This window comes from Achromobacter sp. ACM03 (genome assembly GCF_014851665.1).
In the GTDB taxonomy this organism is placed as follows: domain Bacteria; phylum Pseudomonadota; class Gammaproteobacteria; order Burkholderiales; family Burkholderiaceae_B; genus Achromobacter; species Achromobacter aegrifaciens.
Window position 1 is genome coordinate 736194 of sequence record NZ_JACVAD010000002.1, and the last position, 16624, is coordinate 752817.

12 protein-coding genes are annotated in these 16624 nt (G+C 65.4%); 8 read left to right on the plus strand and 4 right to left on the minus strand.

The features are described from left to right. Position 1: 1 nt before the first annotated feature. The 4 genes from tagF to IB257_RS11655 form a co-directional block, all read right to left on the minus strand. On the minus strand, positions 2–985 hold the full coding sequence (tagF, locus tag IB257_RS11640; protein ID WP_054452055.1) for a type VI secretion system-associated protein TagF: 984 nt from the start codon (positions 983–985) through the stop codon (positions 2–4). Further along, positions 982–4686: a type VI secretion system membrane subunit TssM gene (tssM, locus tag IB257_RS11645; protein WP_225588949.1), complete on the minus strand. Its 3705-nt coding sequence runs from the start codon at positions 4684–4686 to the stop codon at positions 982–984. Before tssM ends, tagF begins: the two co-directional genes overlap by 4 nt. A gap of 119 nt (positions 4687–4805) precedes the next feature. After that, positions 4806–6194, minus strand: a complete 1389-nt coding sequence (locus tag IB257_RS11650) for a hypothetical protein (RefSeq protein ID WP_192492351.1) — start codon at positions 6192–6194, stop codon at positions 4806–4808. A 28-nt stretch (positions 6195–6222) separates the two neighbouring features. Continuing rightward, positions 6223–7074 (minus strand): M15 family metallopeptidase, encoded by an 852-nt coding sequence (locus IB257_RS11655; protein ID WP_054452053.1) that lies wholly within the window; start codon positions 7072–7074, stop codon positions 6223–6225. 310 nt (positions 7075–7384) lie between these two features. On the opposite strand from IB257_RS11655, the gene IB257_RS11660 reads away from it, so the two are divergent. From IB257_RS11660 to IB257_RS11695, 8 genes are all read left to right on the plus strand, one after another. Next, positions 7385–8134: a hypothetical protein gene (locus tag IB257_RS11660; RefSeq protein ID WP_054452052.1), complete on the plus strand. Its 750-nt coding sequence runs from the start codon at positions 7385–7387 to the stop codon at positions 8132–8134. Positions 8135–8160: 26 nt separating this feature from the next. Then, positions 8161–11034, plus strand: coding sequence for a type VI secretion system Vgr family protein (locus tag IB257_RS11665; protein WP_192492352.1), 2874 nt, complete (start codon positions 8161–8163; stop codon positions 11032–11034). 13 nt (positions 11035–11047) lie between these two features. Next, the gene (locus IB257_RS11670) at positions 11048–12007 is read left to right on the plus strand and encodes a DUF4123 domain-containing protein (protein ID WP_175180566.1); all 960 of its coding nucleotides are present in this window, start codon (positions 11048–11050) and stop codon (positions 12005–12007) included. Next, the gene (locus tag IB257_RS11675; RefSeq protein ID WP_054452049.1) at positions 12000–12779 is read left to right on the plus strand and encodes a DUF3304 domain-containing protein; all 780 of its coding nucleotides are present in this window, start codon (positions 12000–12002) and stop codon (positions 12777–12779) included. The genes IB257_RS11670 and IB257_RS11675 overlap by 8 nt, the downstream gene beginning before the upstream one ends. Beyond that, on the plus strand, positions 12772–15090 hold the full coding sequence (locus tag IB257_RS11680) for a DUF2235 domain-containing protein (RefSeq protein WP_192492353.1): 2319 nt from the start codon (positions 12772–12774) through the stop codon (positions 15088–15090). The genes IB257_RS11675 and IB257_RS11680 overlap by 8 nt, the downstream gene beginning before the upstream one ends. Before the next feature lie 190 nt (positions 15091–15280). After that, a complete protein-coding gene (locus IB257_RS11685; RefSeq protein ID WP_147400242.1) occupies positions 15281–15811 on the plus strand; it encodes a hypothetical protein in 531 nt (176 codons plus the stop codon). A gap of 75 nt (positions 15812–15886) precedes the next feature. Further along, entirely contained in the window at positions 15887–16240 is a 354-nt protein-coding gene (locus IB257_RS11690; protein WP_192492354.1) for a hypothetical protein, read from the plus strand. A gap of 20 nt (positions 16241–16260) precedes the next feature. Then, positions 16261–16620, plus strand: a complete 360-nt coding sequence (locus IB257_RS11695; RefSeq protein WP_175164330.1) for a hypothetical protein — start codon at positions 16261–16263, stop codon at positions 16618–16620. Positions 16621–16624: the final 4 nt, after the last annotated feature.

Sequence of the window (16624 nt, forward strand, 5' to 3'; positions counted from 1 at the left end):
GTCAGGCTCCGGTAAAGACTTCAAGAAAGGTGTCGAGCGCCAGGCGCAAGGACAGGCGCGGCTGGTCCAGGTAGCTGGACAGCTTTGCCAGGCCGTGGCTGGCCGATACGTGGTTGCGGACCCAGGGCGCGTCCTCCAGCACGATGTGCTGTTCGGCATACGCCTGCGGCGTGGACAGCAGGCTGGCCAGCGTCTGCGGCGAGGCGCCGCGGAAATCCACGGCCAGCCGGTGCTTGCCGGCGATGCGGCCGATGAAGAGGGTGATCTCGAAGTCCGCGCGCGACAGGAAGGGCGAGATCAGCGTCATCCAGTAGGCGGCCACCAGGTTGATGTAGAGCGGGTCGTCCGGCAGCGGCAGCGACAGTCCCTTGTCCAGCTGCGAGGAGCCGCTGGACATCACCGGCTCCAGCAGGATGCCCAGCGCCAGGATGATGTCGTGCACGCGCGCGGCGTGGCCGTTGCCGCGCAGCATCGCCTCCAGCCGCTCCACGGTCTGCAGGTCGACGAAGGCGTCGAAGCCGTCGTCGGCCGCCGTGCGGATTTCGCCTTCCAGTTCGTTGAGCGTTTGCAGCGCCGAGGCGGGATCGCCGTCCTGCATCAGCAGGGCGGCGGCGCCGCTCATGCGGTTCCACATGCGGCTGAAGGCAATGGGGCTGCGGGCAATGAAGGCCAACGGCTTCTGCACTTCCACCGAGGTGGCGGAAAGGAAAGGGTAGCGGCGGCCCGACAGGTCCTGGCTGGGCTGCAGATGCCCGGCGATGGCCAGCTTGCCGCGCGACCCCAGGATGGCGAACGGCATGGGCTCGGCTTCGTCGTAAAGCGCCTTCCAGTGCGGTTCCTGCGCCAGCATCTCCATGGTGCTGGCGACCCAGGCATCCAGCGTGGCCATCAGCTGCGGATGTGAAGTGTTCTTCACGAAATCGCCGCGGCTGGGAATCTTGCCGAAGTAGGCCGTGCGGAACAAGGGGGACTGCGGGCTGCTCATTGCGGCGCTCCGGGTTGCGTCTGGGCGGAGGATTCGGGAGAGGCGCCGATCACGGACGAGGGCAGGCGCAGGTTGCGCAGGCCCTGGCTGCCGCCGGGCTCGCTGCCGCCGGCGCCGGGCGCCTGGGCGTTGCTGATGATGCGCAGCTTCACCGGCACCGTCACGTTGGATTTGCCCCAACTCATGTTGAAGCTGCCGTCGGCGTTGGCGGTGCGCTGGGCCGTGGAGATCAGGCGTTCCAGGCCGAAGCGGCCGGGTTCGTTGACGATCTCGACCACGCTGCCATCGAAGGTGGTGGCGGTGATGCGCGCGCCGGGGGCGCCCTGGGCGTTGGGCCACACGAAATTGACCCACTGCGGCGGGGTATTGCGGTAGCGCAGCTGCTGGCCGTCGATCTCGATGGTGTACTCGGTCACGCCGGCCGCGGGCTTGGGCTGGATCTGGAACAGCGTCTGCGGCTGGCTGGCCGCGCCGCTGCCGGCCGCGCCTCCCGAGAGCGGCGCCACCCACTGCGCGAAATTGGCCGTGAAGGTGGGCTGCAGGCTCACGCCCATGTCGCCCCAGGTGCGTGCCGTGAGGATGTCGCCGCGGCGCACCGTCAGCGGACCCAGCGTGTCGTTGACGTACTTGGCGATGCTGCCCTGCGGGCCGAACACCTGGCCGATCTCATCGCTGCTGGCTTCGACGCTGGCGCGGCTGGCAAAGGGGTACTTCTCCGCCAGGGTCTGGTTGAACGGGCGGTAGACCTGCGCGTTCCAGACCTTGTTCAACTCGGATTCCGCCGGCTGCATGGTCACGGCGTAGGCCTGGATCAGCGGGCGCACCAGCAACGGGCGCAGGGTCTCGCGTTGCGTCGCCGACATGCCTGCCAGCATCTGCTCGTCCACCAGCTTCAGCGCGTCGGCCAGTTCCGAGTCCTTGCCTTCCAGGGTCTGGCGCATCAGCGTCAGCGCGCCGGGGCCGGGATCGCCCTGGTTGTTCAGCAGGTTGAAGCGGGTGCGGATCTTGGACAGCGCGCCCATGTAGTTGCCCAGCAGCGACTGGTTGTCGCGCGTGACCACCAGGCGCGCCACGTCGGAGAATTCGCGTCCCACCGGACCCATTGGAATCGCCTCGCCGTTGGCGGCGGTGGCGGGCGCGGCGGACGGCGGCGTCTGGCGCAGGATGACGCGCTTGAACCAGCCGACCACGCCGCTCTGGGCCTGCTGCAGCCCGGCGTTGATCAGCGAAGGGTTGTCCCAGGAGGTCTGCTCATAGGTGGTATTGATGAGCTTGGCGATGGGCGAGGTCTGCGGATCGCCCAGGCGGTTCATCGCGCCCACCGATTGCTCGAAGCTGGTGAAGGGCTTGATCGTCACGCCGCGCAGGAATTTCTGCCACTCCTCGGCGTACTCGGTCTTGTACATCGTCGCCAGGCTTTTCTGGATCTGCTCCGGGCTGCCTTCCAGCGTCAGGTCGTCGCGCGCGTTCACGCCCAGCACCCAGTCGCTGGTCTGCACTTCCTTCTTGGCGGCCTCACCAATGGCGGGCTGAATGTACTGTTCCCAGGCTTCGCGCGTGAACGTGCCGGGGATGGCGTAGCTGCCGGCGACCACGCCCGCGTCGTTCTCGCCCACGATGCGCGCCACCGTCATGGCCTGGAAGCGCGTCGCGGCGCGCGCCTTGAGCGTGGCATAGGCGCGTTCGCGCGCCGGCATGCCCTGCATCACGGCGCGCAGGCTGCCGCGGGTCTTTTCGACCAGCGCCAGATTGGTGTCGATCTGCGGCCAGCCTTCGTCCTGCGCGCGGCCGACATAGAACGAAATCAGCCGCTCGGCGCTGCGGATCAACTGGTCGCGCGGCATGGCGCCGCGGTTGGTTTCCAGCCAGCCGCGCCAGAAGCGCGTGATCTGGTCGGACAGGTGCGTGGGGTCCACGTGCTGATGGTTGGCCATCATCAGGTAGGTCTTGAGCGCGTTGTAGGCGTCGTCCGCGTTGGTGGGCGAGGCGTCCTGGAACAGCGTGTCGCCATTGCCCGCGTGCGCGGCGCGGGCCTGCTGCGGCGCCGGTTGCGGCGCGTTGCCACTGGCTGCTGCGGCGGAGGTGTCGACCTTGGCCAGGAAGTCTTCCAGGCTGGCCTTCACCGGCGTCAGCATGAACTGGCGCGCGCCGTTGTAGTACTCGGCCAGCAACCGCTCCTTCAGCACATCGCCCTGGTACAGGCCCAGCCCCAGGGACCACGGACGGCTGGAGGAATAGCGATCCAGCTGTTCGATGCGGTCCTGCAGGATTTCCATTGCTTCGAGCCTGCTTTGCAGGTCGGTGCGCTCGCTTTGCAGGCGCACCACCTTGTCCAGGTCGGCTTGCACGTTCTGCGCCAGTTGCCGGTTGCCCAGGTAGGACCAGCTCCAGCCGCCCAGTACCAGCCCCAGCGCCAGCACCAGGCCGAAGAAGGCCAGGTAGCGCATGCGCGTCTTGGCGGGACTGGCGTGCTGGCGCACCAGTTTCTTGTCCGCGAAGATCACGCTGGAGAACAGGTCGCGCAGGAAGAAGCCATTGTTGGAGGTGACGCTGCGCGACTGCGCGCGCGCGGCGGGACGCAGTTCGAAGCGTTCGGCCAGGCGCTCGGTGGAAGTGCTTTGCGTGATGCCTTCCTGCAGCGCGCTGGTGAAGTAGAAGCCGCGGAACACCGGTTTGTACTGGAACGGATTGGTCTCGAACAGCGTGGACAGGAACGTGCGCAGCGCCGGCTTGATGCCGGCGAATTCCAGCGGGAACGTCAGCAGGCCTGGCGGCAGGTCGCGACTGTTGCGCAGGGAGATCTGCGCCGTGCCCATTTCCTTGAGGCCTTCATACAGTTCGTCGAAGCGGCTGTCGAACAGCGCCAGCACGTCGCGGTTTTCCTCGGCGCCGTAGGGCAGGGTCGCGCCCCAGACACGGTCGCGCTCGCTCTGGTCGCTGTCGGAGAAGAACTCGCTGAAGCCCGAGATCAGGTCGGCCTTGGTGAAGATGATGTAGACCGGCGCGAACACTTCCAGGCGGTCGGTCAGCTCCTGCACGCGCTGGCGCAGGTTCTTGGCCAGGTTGATCGCGAACTCCGGACCCGCGCCCGTCAGCTCGTCGATGCTGGCGGCCACGATGATGCCGTTGATGGGCGCCTTGGGACGGTGCCGCTTGAGCAGGTCCAGGAAGCCCATCCATTCATTGCGGTCCTCTTCATGCACCGAGTAGCGTCCGGCGGTGTCCAGCAGGATGCCTTCGGTGGTGAAGAACCAGTCGCAGTTGCGCGTGCCGCCCACGCCGCGGACCGCCGCGCCGTTCTTGTCCGCAAAGGGGAACTGCAGGCCGGAATTGATCACGGCGCTGCTCTTGCCGGCCGCGGGGTTGCCGATGACGATGTACCAGGGCAGCTCGTACAGGGCCTCGTTGCCCGAGGTCTGGCCGATCTTCGAGGTCTTGATGGTGCGCACCGCCTGGATCAGCCGCGTGCGCAGCGCTTCCACGTCGTTGCGGTTGGCGGCGGCGCCCGTCTGCACCTGCTGCTCCAGCATGTCGCCCAGGTTCTTGTTGGCCTTGCGGGTACGCCGCCGGCGCCACAGATAGGCGCACAGCCACAGCAGCACGCATACGCCCAGGGCGATGCCCGCCCAGACCAGGCCGATCTCCACCGTGTCGGCGAACAGGAACAGGAAGACCACCAGGGCCAGCAGCCCGAGCGCCATGAAGGTGCGCGGATTGGCCAGCGCGCGCGAGGACCAATGTCGGCCTTCGCTGATGGCGCGGGAGGCGCCGGATAGGAGATCGGAGGGGCTGCGCATGGTTTGAGCTATGTTCTTGTGGGTCAGGCGGGGAGGGTTTCGGAAGGCGACACCAGCGCCAGCGTCCGCAGCGCCGGGTCCTGGGTCATGAGGGCGAGCACGGGCGCGCCGGCCTGGGCGCAGGCGGCGCCCGCGACGGCCACGGTCAGCAGATGCGCGGCCGCGCCGGTATGGCCGCAGCCGGAACCTACTGCCAGGCAGTCCTGGTTGGGGTCCAGCGCCGGAAACAGCGCAGCCGCCAGGCCGGCGGCCTCCAGCGGGCGGCTGCCGCGGTGGTCGGCATCGCTGATCAGCGCGGCCACGCCATCAGCGGGTTGGCCTTGTTCGGCCAGGAATTGCGTGGCCAACTCGGTCACGCGTGGCTCATGCAGCGCGCCGCGCGCGTCGGCGTCGACCGCGCGCTGTGTTTGTGCGGACAGGGTCAGGGTCAGCGCGGAGTCGCTGCGTGCGGGCTCGCCGCCAGGCGCATGGGCGCCCAGGTCCAGCAACAGGCCCGCCGCGGCTTCGCCAGGCACCTGGCCTTGGGGATTGGCGTTCGACATGAGCCGGCCGGCCGCGTCCCATTGCTCGACGCGCGTCGCATCGATGTGGGAGTCGGCGACAGCAACCAGGCGTAGCGTGGCGCTGCGCGCGGTCAGGGGTTCCTGCGCCAGCTGGCGCAGCAGTCCGTCGCTGGTGAGCGCGTCTGGCGCGGCGTGCAGGCGCTGGACCATGCGGCTGGCAGGCCACGCCGCCGCCGCGAGTGCCTGGTCCACGGCATGGTCGCGCACGGCGTCGGACCAGTCGGCGGGCAGCAGCAGTTCCAGCTGCAGCAGCGGCCATGCTTCGTCATGTTGCGGTTCGCCTTGCTTCAGCACGATGGCGCGCGCTTCCAGCGCCAGCGCCTCCACCACCTCTGCCAGCAGGGCGGTTGCGCGCACGCGTTCTTCTTCGAGCGCGGCGGCCGGGGCGCGGGCCTCGCGCGCCGCGGCGCGCAGCGCATCGGTATCGAGCTGCGGCGCGCGCGCGCTGAAGACAGGAAAGCCTTGCGTGTTCTTGAAGGAAGGGTCCAGATCCGGACGCTGCTGCGCGGCCAGTGCGGCATGGATCGCGGCGGCCTCGCTGCCTACGGCGGCGCTGGCAGCGCTGGCCAGCACGCGCAGACTCGCGGCCTGGGGAGCGGGTTCGGCGGTCTGGGCGGCGTCGTCCTGCGCGGGCTGCGCCGGCGCGGCGCGGGCCTCGCGGCGCGCACGCACGATGCGCGCGCCGCTCCAGGCGGCGGCGATCAACGCCAGCGGCAGCGCGAACAGATAAAGGCCGATGTCCACGCCCGTAGGCAGCGTGCGCGACTCCTGCCACCAGATGATGACGGCGAGCCAGACCACGCCGAAGACGAGGGCCAGCAACAGCCCGGTTTTGAGTATGCGGCTCATGGATGCGATATGACGCTTTCGGAGTTGATCATTGCGCGGCTCCGCCATTGCGCCGCATGACGCCGGGGCGGCGCAGCTCGGTGTGGCCGAAGTCCATCATCTTCCAGCGGCCGCCCCAGGTCAGGCCGACGCGCTCGGCGGTTTCGCCGAACAGTTCGTAGCCGCGCATGGCCCAGGGATCCTTTTCGGACACGACCACCTTGCCGTCGCGCAGGAAGGCGCTGTCCGCGGCCAGGCCGAACTGGTGATAGCTCTGGTAGGCGCCGGCATTGGTCACGTGCGAGCCCATCTTGGCAAGCTCCGCCTGGCGGTCGGGGCTGCGATAGCCTTCGATCAGCACCATCTCGTAGCCGTGCTCTTCACGCATCACGCGGTACGCGGCCAGCAGGCGCTGGCGGTAATCGGCGTCCAGCAGGTTCCAGTCGCGGCTGGCGCCGCCCAGGTTGGGACGCACCAATTCCACTTCGCGCGTGGTGAACGCTTCGGGCGGCAGCGGAGGCGGCGGGACCAGTCTTTCGCCGGTCAGCAAAGCCTGGATGCGAGGGTCCGGGCCCGCGGTTCGATCCTCGTAAACAAATGTGTGATTGTGTCGCATGACGAAAGCGAAAAGTGACGGAAGCAACACAACCAGCAGGCCCGCAGCGATGTGCCAGCGGTATGCCGAAAACGCGCCGCCAGCCTTTCCAAAGCCCGTGCGCAGCGCCTGCGCGGAGTCGCCCATCGCCCCTCCTGCGTGTCCCGCGCCGCGCGCCATGCCCTGGCGTATTCCCTGGGCAAGCGCGCGCGCTCCCCTTGCCGTGGCCTCCCGCAAGGACGGAAAGACAAGCAACGCGGAAACGCCGATGGCGAGCAGAAAGTAGAGAGGCAGCAGGAGAAGCAAGGAGGTCCCTCAGTTACGAAGGCGTAATCTTTTGTTCTATTCGGGATTCAGGCAAGCGCTTGGACGTTGCAAAACGCGTCTGTGGCTTAGAACTCGTAACAAGAATCGATGATGCGAAAGAAGTCATCAGGTATTCTCGAACCCCTTGGTTACAGGGGTTTAGACGACCTCTGCAGACACGGGACTTCGCATGGCAGAAGACGAAAAAAGATCGCGATCACCGACCTCTGTTCCCAGCTTGCTCGCAGGACGCTCACCGTCACCGGATGAACGCGCAGCGTCGCGCATCCTCGCCGCGCTAGAGGGGCGAGTGCCGGACGCCGAAGTCAAACACCTGGCGCCCAAGCGCCGTTCCCGCTTGCCGCTGGCCTTGCTGCTGCTATTGCTGACGGGTGCTGCGGGCGCGGTGCTATATAGCGTGTTCGATACGCCGCCGCTGCCTGTGGTTGCTGAATCGACTCCTCCGGTTACGCCGCCAGCGCAGCCCGCCGCCGCGCCAGCCGCTCCAACAGCGGGTGCGCGCGTGGCCGCTGCCGATCCCGACCCGCAGCCTTCTTCCGCGGCCGTCATCGAAGACCATCCTCTCGCGCAATTGGGACTTCCCAATGCCGATGAGGACCGCGCGCCCGAGAACCCCTTGTCTGCGTTGGCCGTCACCGCCGCGCCGCCGCAGCCTCGCGCTGCGTTGCAGGCGCAGGCCGCTGCGCCCAAGGCAGCCGGGCCCACGGTGCCGCGCGCGATCACTTCGCAAGGCTCGCCCAAAGCGTCGCCCCAGGCCGCGCCGCAGCGCGCCAAGACGCCGCGCAACGATTCCGACGCGGCATTGCTGGCCGCACTGATGTCCTATGGCCTGCCGCCGGCGTCGCCGCCCGGTACCAAGGTCTACAAGAACGACGGCGTCTTCGTCCGCGAACTGCCGGGCTCGCCCCTGGCGGCCCGGTTGGAGCAATGCCGCAAGCTGGGCTTCCTGGAAAGCGAGCAATGCCGCTTGCGGGTGTGTTCGGGCTATTGGGGCACGGCGCCCGAATGCCCCAATCCGCAAGCCCAGGTCGAACCCTGAGTCTTCAGAGAAGGTTTTTTTCCGCAATGGATCCGACTGCAACGCCTGGCCTGTTCAGTTCCGACGCCCGCCTCTACAGCCTGGAAGGCGAGGGCGCGCTCGCCTCGCTGCAGGTCGAGGGCTGGATCGCGCGCGAAGCCTTGTCGGGCGTTTCGCAGACGCGCGTGGTCGCGCTATCCGACGACGCCGGCCTGGAATTGCGCGACATGATCGGCCGCCCCGTGACACTGTGGACCACGCGCGCCGACGGCAGCCGCGCGAGCCGCAGCGGTCTGGTCCGCGAAGCCGAGCTGCTGTCGGGCAACGCGGGTCTGGCGCGCTACCGCCTGACGGTCGCGCCCTGGCTGTGGCTGGCCACGCAGCAGCGCAACAGCCGCGTGTTCGAAGCGCGTTCCGTGCTGGACATTGTCAGCCATGTGTTGGGCGGCTACGAAGGCTATGTGCATCGCGTGGCTCCCGATGCGGCCGAAGCGCAGGCCGGCGTGGCGCCGCGCCCCTACACCACGCAGTACCGCGAGACCGACTATGACTTCATCAGCCGCCTGCTGGCCGAAGCAGGCCTGGGCTGGACGACGGTCGAAGATCCGGAGGTTCCCGCGCGCCACGTCGCGCTGATCTTCGCCGACAGCCGCGGCCTGGCCGAGGATGCCGAGTCGGCAGGCGGCGGCGTGCGCTTTCACCGCGCCGGCGCGACCGAGTCGCGCGACACCGTGCAGGCCATGTCGCGCCAGTGGCGGCGCGGTCCTGACCGCGTCACCGTCCTGGGCTGGCACGGCGGCGGCAAACGCGCCGTGGCGGCAGAGGCGCTGGCGCGTCCGGCAGACGGCACTGACGACGCGGGCCTGGAATGGTACGAGGTGGCAGGCCACGGCAGCTTTGCTGATGAGGCCGAGGCGCGGCGCCAGGCCACGCTCGCGATGGAAGCCGTACAAGCCGGCGCTGAGACTTTTGTCGGCCAGGGCGGGGTGCGTACCTTCCGTTCCGGCACGCGTTTCACGCTGCAGAACATGTCTCCACTGGGGCCTGCCGGCGAAGAAGGCTTCGAGCCCGCCTTTGCGCTGGACCGGGTCGAGCACGTCGGCATCAACAACCTGCCGCCAGAAACCCGAGCCTCGCTGTCGCAGCGCTTGGGCGGGCTGGACGCACATTTGGCCTTGGATACCGAGGCGCCCGCGGCGCCTGGCGCGGCGGGTTCGAACGCCGATCCGTCGCGGCCCGACGCCGCGGTGTTGGCGAAAGCGCGCGAGGTCGGCTACGCCAACCGCTTCCAGGCGGTGCGTTGCGACCGCCCCTGGCGGCCAGCGTTGTCGCAGACACGCGGCGCGCGCCTGAGCGGCGCGCCTTCGGTCCATGGCGTGCACACGGCCATCGTCACGGGCGCCGACGGCGCAGTGCAGGCGCAGGGCGAGGACGAGATCCTGCGCAACAAGCGCGGCGACGTGCGCATCCGATTCCATTGGCAGGCAGACGATGCCGAGGGGGTGGCCAAGAGCCGCTGGGCCCGCGTGGCGCAGCGCCAATCGGGCGCAGGCATGGGCATGAGTTTCGTGCCGCGCATCGGCCAGGAGGTGCTGGTGCGCTTCCTGGACGACGACGTTGACCAGCCCATCGTCGTGGGCGCGCTGTACAACGGCCGCGGCGAGGGCGGCACGCCCGCCACGCCGGGCGGCCGGGACGGCGGTAAAGCCGACACCCAGGTCTACACCGCCGCGCGCGATGCCGCACCCAGCGCCCAGGCCAACCTGGCGGGAGGCAACGCGCCTGCCTGGCATGGCGCCGCGGGCGGCGACGAGAACCACCGCAACGCCGCCGCGCTGAGCGGCTTCAAGAGCAAGGAGTTCGGCGGCTCGGGCTACAACCAGATCGTGTTCGACGACAGCGACGGACAACTGCGCCTGCAGATCAAGAGCAGCCAGGAAGCCAGCGAACTGAACCTGGGCCACCTGATTCATCAGGCCGGCAACTACCGCGGCGGACTGCGCGGCCTGGGCGCCGAGCTGCGCACCGACGCCTACGGCGCCGTGCGCGGCGGCGCGGGCGTGCTGCTCAGCACCTACGCCGGCACTGGCGCCAGCGCCGGCCCCGCAGGCGAGGCTGCGGGCTTGCAGGCGCTGGCCAGCCAGGCCGACCAGATGGCGCGTTCGCTGGATGGCGTGGTCGGCGCGCACCAGGGTCTGCGTCTGGCGAGCGCGCTGGGCTCCAAGGGAGCGGAAGCGAGCGTGCTGGATGACGGCAAGGCGCCCTTGGCCGCCATGCATCGCGCCGTGTCCGGCACCGTCGCAGGCGAAAGCCTGGATGGTGCGCGTAGCGACGCTTCGGCCAAGCACACCCAGGCGGCCGAGGGCAAGGTGCCGCACCTGACCGATCCGGTCGTGTTCATGGCCGCGCGCGCGGGACTGGCGCAGGTCGCTGGCCAACACATGCAATACACCGCCGGCGAGACCGTGCACTGGTCGGCCGGCAAGGACCAGAACCTGGCGGTGATGGGCGCGCTGCGCGTGCACACCGGACAGGGCCTGGGCATCGTCGCCGGCCTGCAGCAGGGCGGCGCGGACTCCGGCCTGGACCTGATCTCCGCCACGGGCGACGTGCATGTTCAGGCCCAGCACGACATCCTGCGCGTGCAGGCGCAGAAGGACATCACCATCGGCAGCGCGCAGACCAACGTCGAGTATGCCGCGCCCAAACGCATCCGCATCGCCACCGCGGCCGGCGCCAGCATCGTGCTGGAAGGCGGCAACATCACGGTGACCGCGCCGGGGCGGATCGATGTGAAGACGGGGAACAAGCAGTTTGCGGGGCCGGACCGCATGCCTTACGCTTTTCCCCAGTTCACGGTCTGCAAACAATGCGTGCTGGACGCGCACGATGGCGTGCAGTCCATCACGGACAAGGCATGAGGCGGGCAAGCGCATGACGGATTGGCAATCCCTGCTTGGCGAGACGTTGCGGCATGCTGAAATCAGCCGCATCGAAACGGGCGAGGCAATGCATGCCTATCTGCTCGTGGATTTCCGCAACCGCGCGGAGCTGGCCGCGCCGATCAAGAGCAGCGCTCAAGTCAGCCACGGTTCGGTCTGGCTGGGAACGGATCTGGCCGTATACGGTGAAATCGCGCCCCTGCTGATCGAAATAGACGATCTGACGCGTTTTGAACTGGGGCGCGACACGGACGGGCCATACACCTCTGAACTATTGCGGCTGCTGCGCAGGGTGTACGAGGCGGACGGTGGGCAGTTTGCGGTCACCCATATCCTGTCGCCCATGGCCCTGGCCGAACTAATGGCACATTGCGCGTACTACGGCGACTATGGCTTGCCGGACGGTCGCGAGTATTACCTGCACTTCTACGACAGCCGCATTCTGGACCGCGCTTTTCAGGTCTGGAGCGAAGCCGAGCGCGAGCGTTTCCTGGCGCCGCTGACGCTCATGCGCTACCTGCGCCGCGACGGTTCCATCGCCGAGTGGAAGGGCGGTGGAGAACGTGAATTGAGCGCTGCGGCGCTGCCGGCGCCACAGCCGTTTACGTTGGCGCAGCATCAGGCGCTGCTGGATATGGATTATCCGGACAAGCTGACCCAACAAATCCGCCGCATCTATATGGGAGTTCTGGGCAGCGACCTGCGGCAGGACGAATTGCATGAGCAGGTGCTGGAGCAGATGGCGCGGGCGCGTGCCTACGGGATAGAAAGCGAGCGGGACATGCTGGACTATGTGGCGTGGGGTATCACAATATCGCCGCGTTTTGATGAACACGAGGTGATTCAGTCCGCGCTGCGCGCATTCAAGGGCTCTGGGCTGTCGCAGGCGCTGGAGGATGTGCCTGACGACGTGTGGGATGGATTGTTGCGGGAGAGGACGGGAAATGCGTAAGGGCCTGATTGTCGTTCTGATGTGGCTGGGCTTGCTGGCGGGCTGCAATGGCGAGCCTACGTACCAAGGCGTGACCTTGGTTGCCTTCAACTACACACCTTGGGACCTTGACACCATTCAACTGACCGACAACGCAGGCCGCAGCGCCAGCTCGGGTGCGGTCGGCGTTGGCGGCGGAGAAGGGTCGGGTACGTGTTGCTACACGCTGAAAGGCACCGATTTCGTCGTGAAATGGAGCGGCGCCGACGGCGAAGAAGCGATCAAACATTTGTACGACGGCAAGCTCGACGAGGTGATCTTTCATAAGGAAACGAAGGTGCATTTCCCTGCGGCGCAGATTCCTTCGGGTGACGGTCCGTTGTACATGGAGTTGCACATCTATCCCGACGAGCACATGGAAATCGCATTGAGCCGAAAGTTGCTTGGGCAAACGCGTCTGCCGCTGGTTTCCGTCACGGATTGGCTTTATGCCGCTCATCGAGATGCGCTTCAGGGGTACAGGGATGGCTATGCGGTATTGAGGGCCGTGGGAAAGGTAGCGAGGACGGCTTGGATTGAATACCGTATTGAAGACAAGCGCGACATGCAGCAATACATGCTGCTGTATTTTACGGTTTCGCCAAATTTTGATCGAGATCCGAAGATTGCCGCAATGCTGGCCAAGCCGGGCCGCCAACCGGGCGACTTTGCCAAGGCTGTCGAGGCTATGCCTGAAGGAGAGATTGCACGTCTGAGGGCGGAAGAGAAGGCTTCAGGAGAGAAGAATGGTTGACAAAACCTCGGGTGGCCTGCCGCCGGAAGATCGTACGCCGGCTTCCGTATTGAAGAAGATGGCCGAGAACGAAGCTGCGTATCCCAAGGACGATTGCCTGGAGTGCGGTGCGGTCATTCGGATCGGGTTCTTCTTTGATGGTTTCGGGCGCAGCCGGGACGTGGACCGGAATGATCCGACGTTCTATTCGAACATTTGCAGGCTTTGGGAGGCACACTACATTCAGACGGATCTGGGGCGTCCCGAGAAGCAATTCTGGTTTCGCTTCTATTACTCGGGACTGGGAACCGAGTTGAACGAGGATGCAAAAGAAAAGCAAGACGCCCTGATCTATGCGGCTACCGTCGCGGGCAGCAAGGCGCTGAGCGAAAGCGCCAAGAATCTTGGCAAGGCGGGCCAGAACATCGCCCGGCTGGATGAGATTCCTGAGCATGACGTTCTGAAGCGCTTACGAGCCGCGACGCAGAAGATGATCAAGGAAGGCTCCTTCCAGCCTATGGTAAAGGCCTACAACGACGTAGTGAAGGACGTCAAAACGCTTCCCGACAAGGCTGTGCGGATATGGAATGCCTGGGATCCCGAACGCCTGGCAAATCGTGCGAAAGCCACGGTACAGGGGTTCTGGTCCGGCTTCAAGAGAAACCCCTTGAAGGTCGCATGGACTGCGGGAAAAGAGGTCGTCAAGACCACCGCGATGGAAGGGGTACCCGTGATCCGGGACAATGAGACGGTCGCCTATCTCATGGGAACAGGAGTCGACACTCGGGTCGACGCCGCTCTACGTCAGCTCAAGGCAGCCCATGACGCGGTCAGCGCCGAGATGAACAATGTGCGGCGCATAGAGATCTCCGTGTTTGGCGCCGACCGTGGCGGTGTGATGGCTCGCCAATTCATCAACGACTTGGTCAAGAAGTATCGGCGTCGGAACGATCAAGACCTGGTGATGCCGGGGAAGGAGGGGGCTCCCGCTGCGGAGATCCGGATCCGGTTTCTTGGCCTGCTGGACTCCGTTTCCTCCATCATGGACGAGAGCACCTTCCTGGGATTCATGCCATTTACCGACTTGCTGAAGCAAACCCACAAGGACCGTGCCTTGACGGTGCCGGCCGCCGTGGAGAAGTGCGTTCACTTCGCAGCAGGCCATGAACTGCGCGCCAATCAGCGCATCGACAGTCTGGAGAAGACTCGGGGCGAGCAGTATCTCTATCCAGGTTCCAGCGGCGATGTCACTGGAGTGAGTCCGGCAGGCTCCTTGGGTGCTCGCACGGAACTCTCTCGGGTGCCCTTGCGCGATATGTTGCACCAAGCCCTGGCAAGCGGCGCAGCGATGTACAGCATGGAACAGCTCTTCAAGGTTCGGCCGCTGATCGCCATCAAATTTTCCCTGGCGTCACGCGTGGGGGAGGGGGCGCAGAGCTATGGCATCGCTGAACTGGTGGACGCATATCGCGGCGTGGTGAAGTATGAGAAAGGCATGGACTTCATTCCACACATGGAAGTATTCCTGCGGTGGCTCGCAGTGCGCTACCAGGATCCCGTCTTCAAGGCTGATATGTCGGATCCTGCCGAAAAATGGATCCAGGATCGCGATTTCTTCACTCCGGAGCAGGAATACAACGAAGAGTTCAGGCGCGTATCCATGCTGCCGCGCGAGGAACGCAACAAGCCCGAGAACACGGCTCGCCTGAAAGAGCTGGAAGCGCTCAAGGACGAACGTTGGAATCGTGCCGTCGCGAGCCGTGGAGAATTGCCGCCGCAGCGTTTCAAGCCACTATGGCAGCGGCTGGAAGAAGAGTACCGTGCGCTCGAAGAGGGGGAGCGCCAGGACATTGCGAATGAACAGCGCAAGGAAGAATTTCGCAGGAGAAATCCGAATTCGGTGCATGCCATGGAGGCGTGGGAACAGAATCTCAAGGATATGCAAAGAATGCGCAACGAGCTCATCACACGCGGCGGCGGCACGCTGACCGAAGAGGACAAGCCGAAAGATCCTTTCGCTGATATGAAAGCCAAGCGTGAAGTGCAAAAGCGTCTGCTCACCGTATGGCGCGAGGCGAGCGCCGGGACCAACCCTTTACCTCCCAAGGTCATGGCGCTGTTCGACTTCCTGGTGCATGACGCCATGTTGAGCAGCTGGCCCGATCATTTGCTGGCCAGCACTTCACTGTACTTCCGAGTGAGGGACAAGGATATTTTTGGCAAGACCGACTTCAAGGCGGAACAAGCCAAGTTCAAGTCGGACAATGAGTCGGCATCGCGGGTTGATCAGATGCGTGCCAATCTGGATGGAATGGCTCCGGTTCGTCCGTAGCTGTGTCGGCGTCGGAAGCATCCGGCTTGGGTGATAGAGCATAGGGGATGAGCATGCCGCGAGAGCGTCGGGGACTCTAGCCAGCTCGCTTTGCGACAGCAACAGAAATGCCAGAGTCCGTGGATGCGCAGGAATCGGTGTGGAACCAGTGGCGACTGGGCAAGCCTATGATCAAAGTGGGATGTCGAGGATGTCTGAGCGGAATCAGGGAAAGACAGGGCGCTCGCAACTCGGGCGGTTGGTCGCACTCGGTGTACTGGCGGTGATCGCCGTGGCGGCGGGGGCTTATGTCTACGTAGAGCGAAGCCAGACGCAAAATTTTCAACGAAGCGCGTTGGAAGGATCGGTGGCGGTCTACTCGTACAACTTTACGCAGTACGACGTGGCGTATTCGTTGATGCCTGGTCTGCGATGGATCGCCAGAGCGAATTCGGCCACAGGAAATAATGTGCAGTCATTCGGTTACAGGCCAGCTGCGCCTGATGCTCCGATGCAGATATCGTGGCGCTATGACTCTGGTCCTCAAGCAACGGGAGAGGGAGACTATCCATTTGTCGTGATGCTTCCACAGCCACAGCGGCCAGCGGGCGCCGTGGTGCTGGAATTGCGTATCTATCCCGATGGCAAGGCTGCTGCGCGCTATGTCACGCGTCCGCTGGTATCGGATTTCAGCAACGTGGCCCCTGAGCTTCCGGGAAGCGATTGGGTGTCGAATCGATGATCACGTCAGAAGTCCGGATAGAGATAAACCTTGATGAAGCGGGTCATCGGAGAGCTTGATCCGTAGGAGACGGTTTTGCGTGAATTCGTCATGTGGTCCACCGACATGATGCTCTACGCCACAAAAGCCCTGGGTTTTGCGCTGCCCCTACTCTATCTCCTCGGGATCGCAGTCCACGTGCGCCCAAACCGTTTCGGAGCCCTGGGCTCCGCGGCATCGCGCAAATGGTTTGCCGTGTCCATGGTAGCCGTCTGGGAGTTTGCGGCCGTGGGTGCCCTGCTCGTCTATTACGTCGCCCGGAACTATGACCGTTGGTATGGGTATTTCCTGTTCTTTTTTCCCTACTATCTGGGACCGGCGCTGATTTTGTCCGTGACCGGCCTGTGGGTCGGGTACCGGTTGTGCAAGGGGGGGAAGGGCAATGCCTGATGTGCCGCTAAAATCCCGCCATGCTTCCGCCTCAAGTCCTCGTCGCCCTCATCGTCCTGATGCTTGCCGTCGTCATCCCGCTGTTCGCGGTGACGATCCAGCTGAGCCGTTTCATCCATTGGTCCTTCTGGGCCGACAAGACCACGCGCGGCGATCGGCCGCATTTCACGGGGCCGGTGCTGGCGCTGGTCTTCAGCACCCTGGCCGCCAGCGATTTCGTGGGCTATGAACCCTTTCTGACGATCTCGGCGATGAATCCAGTGCCGATCGAGGCCAGGGCCTACTTCACTGTCGCGATGCTGGCGCTGGCCGTCTGGTGCTGGGCCTACGGGCGGTCGATCCGGGACCGCGCGCTGCGCATGATCGGCCGGGGCTCCTGAAGAA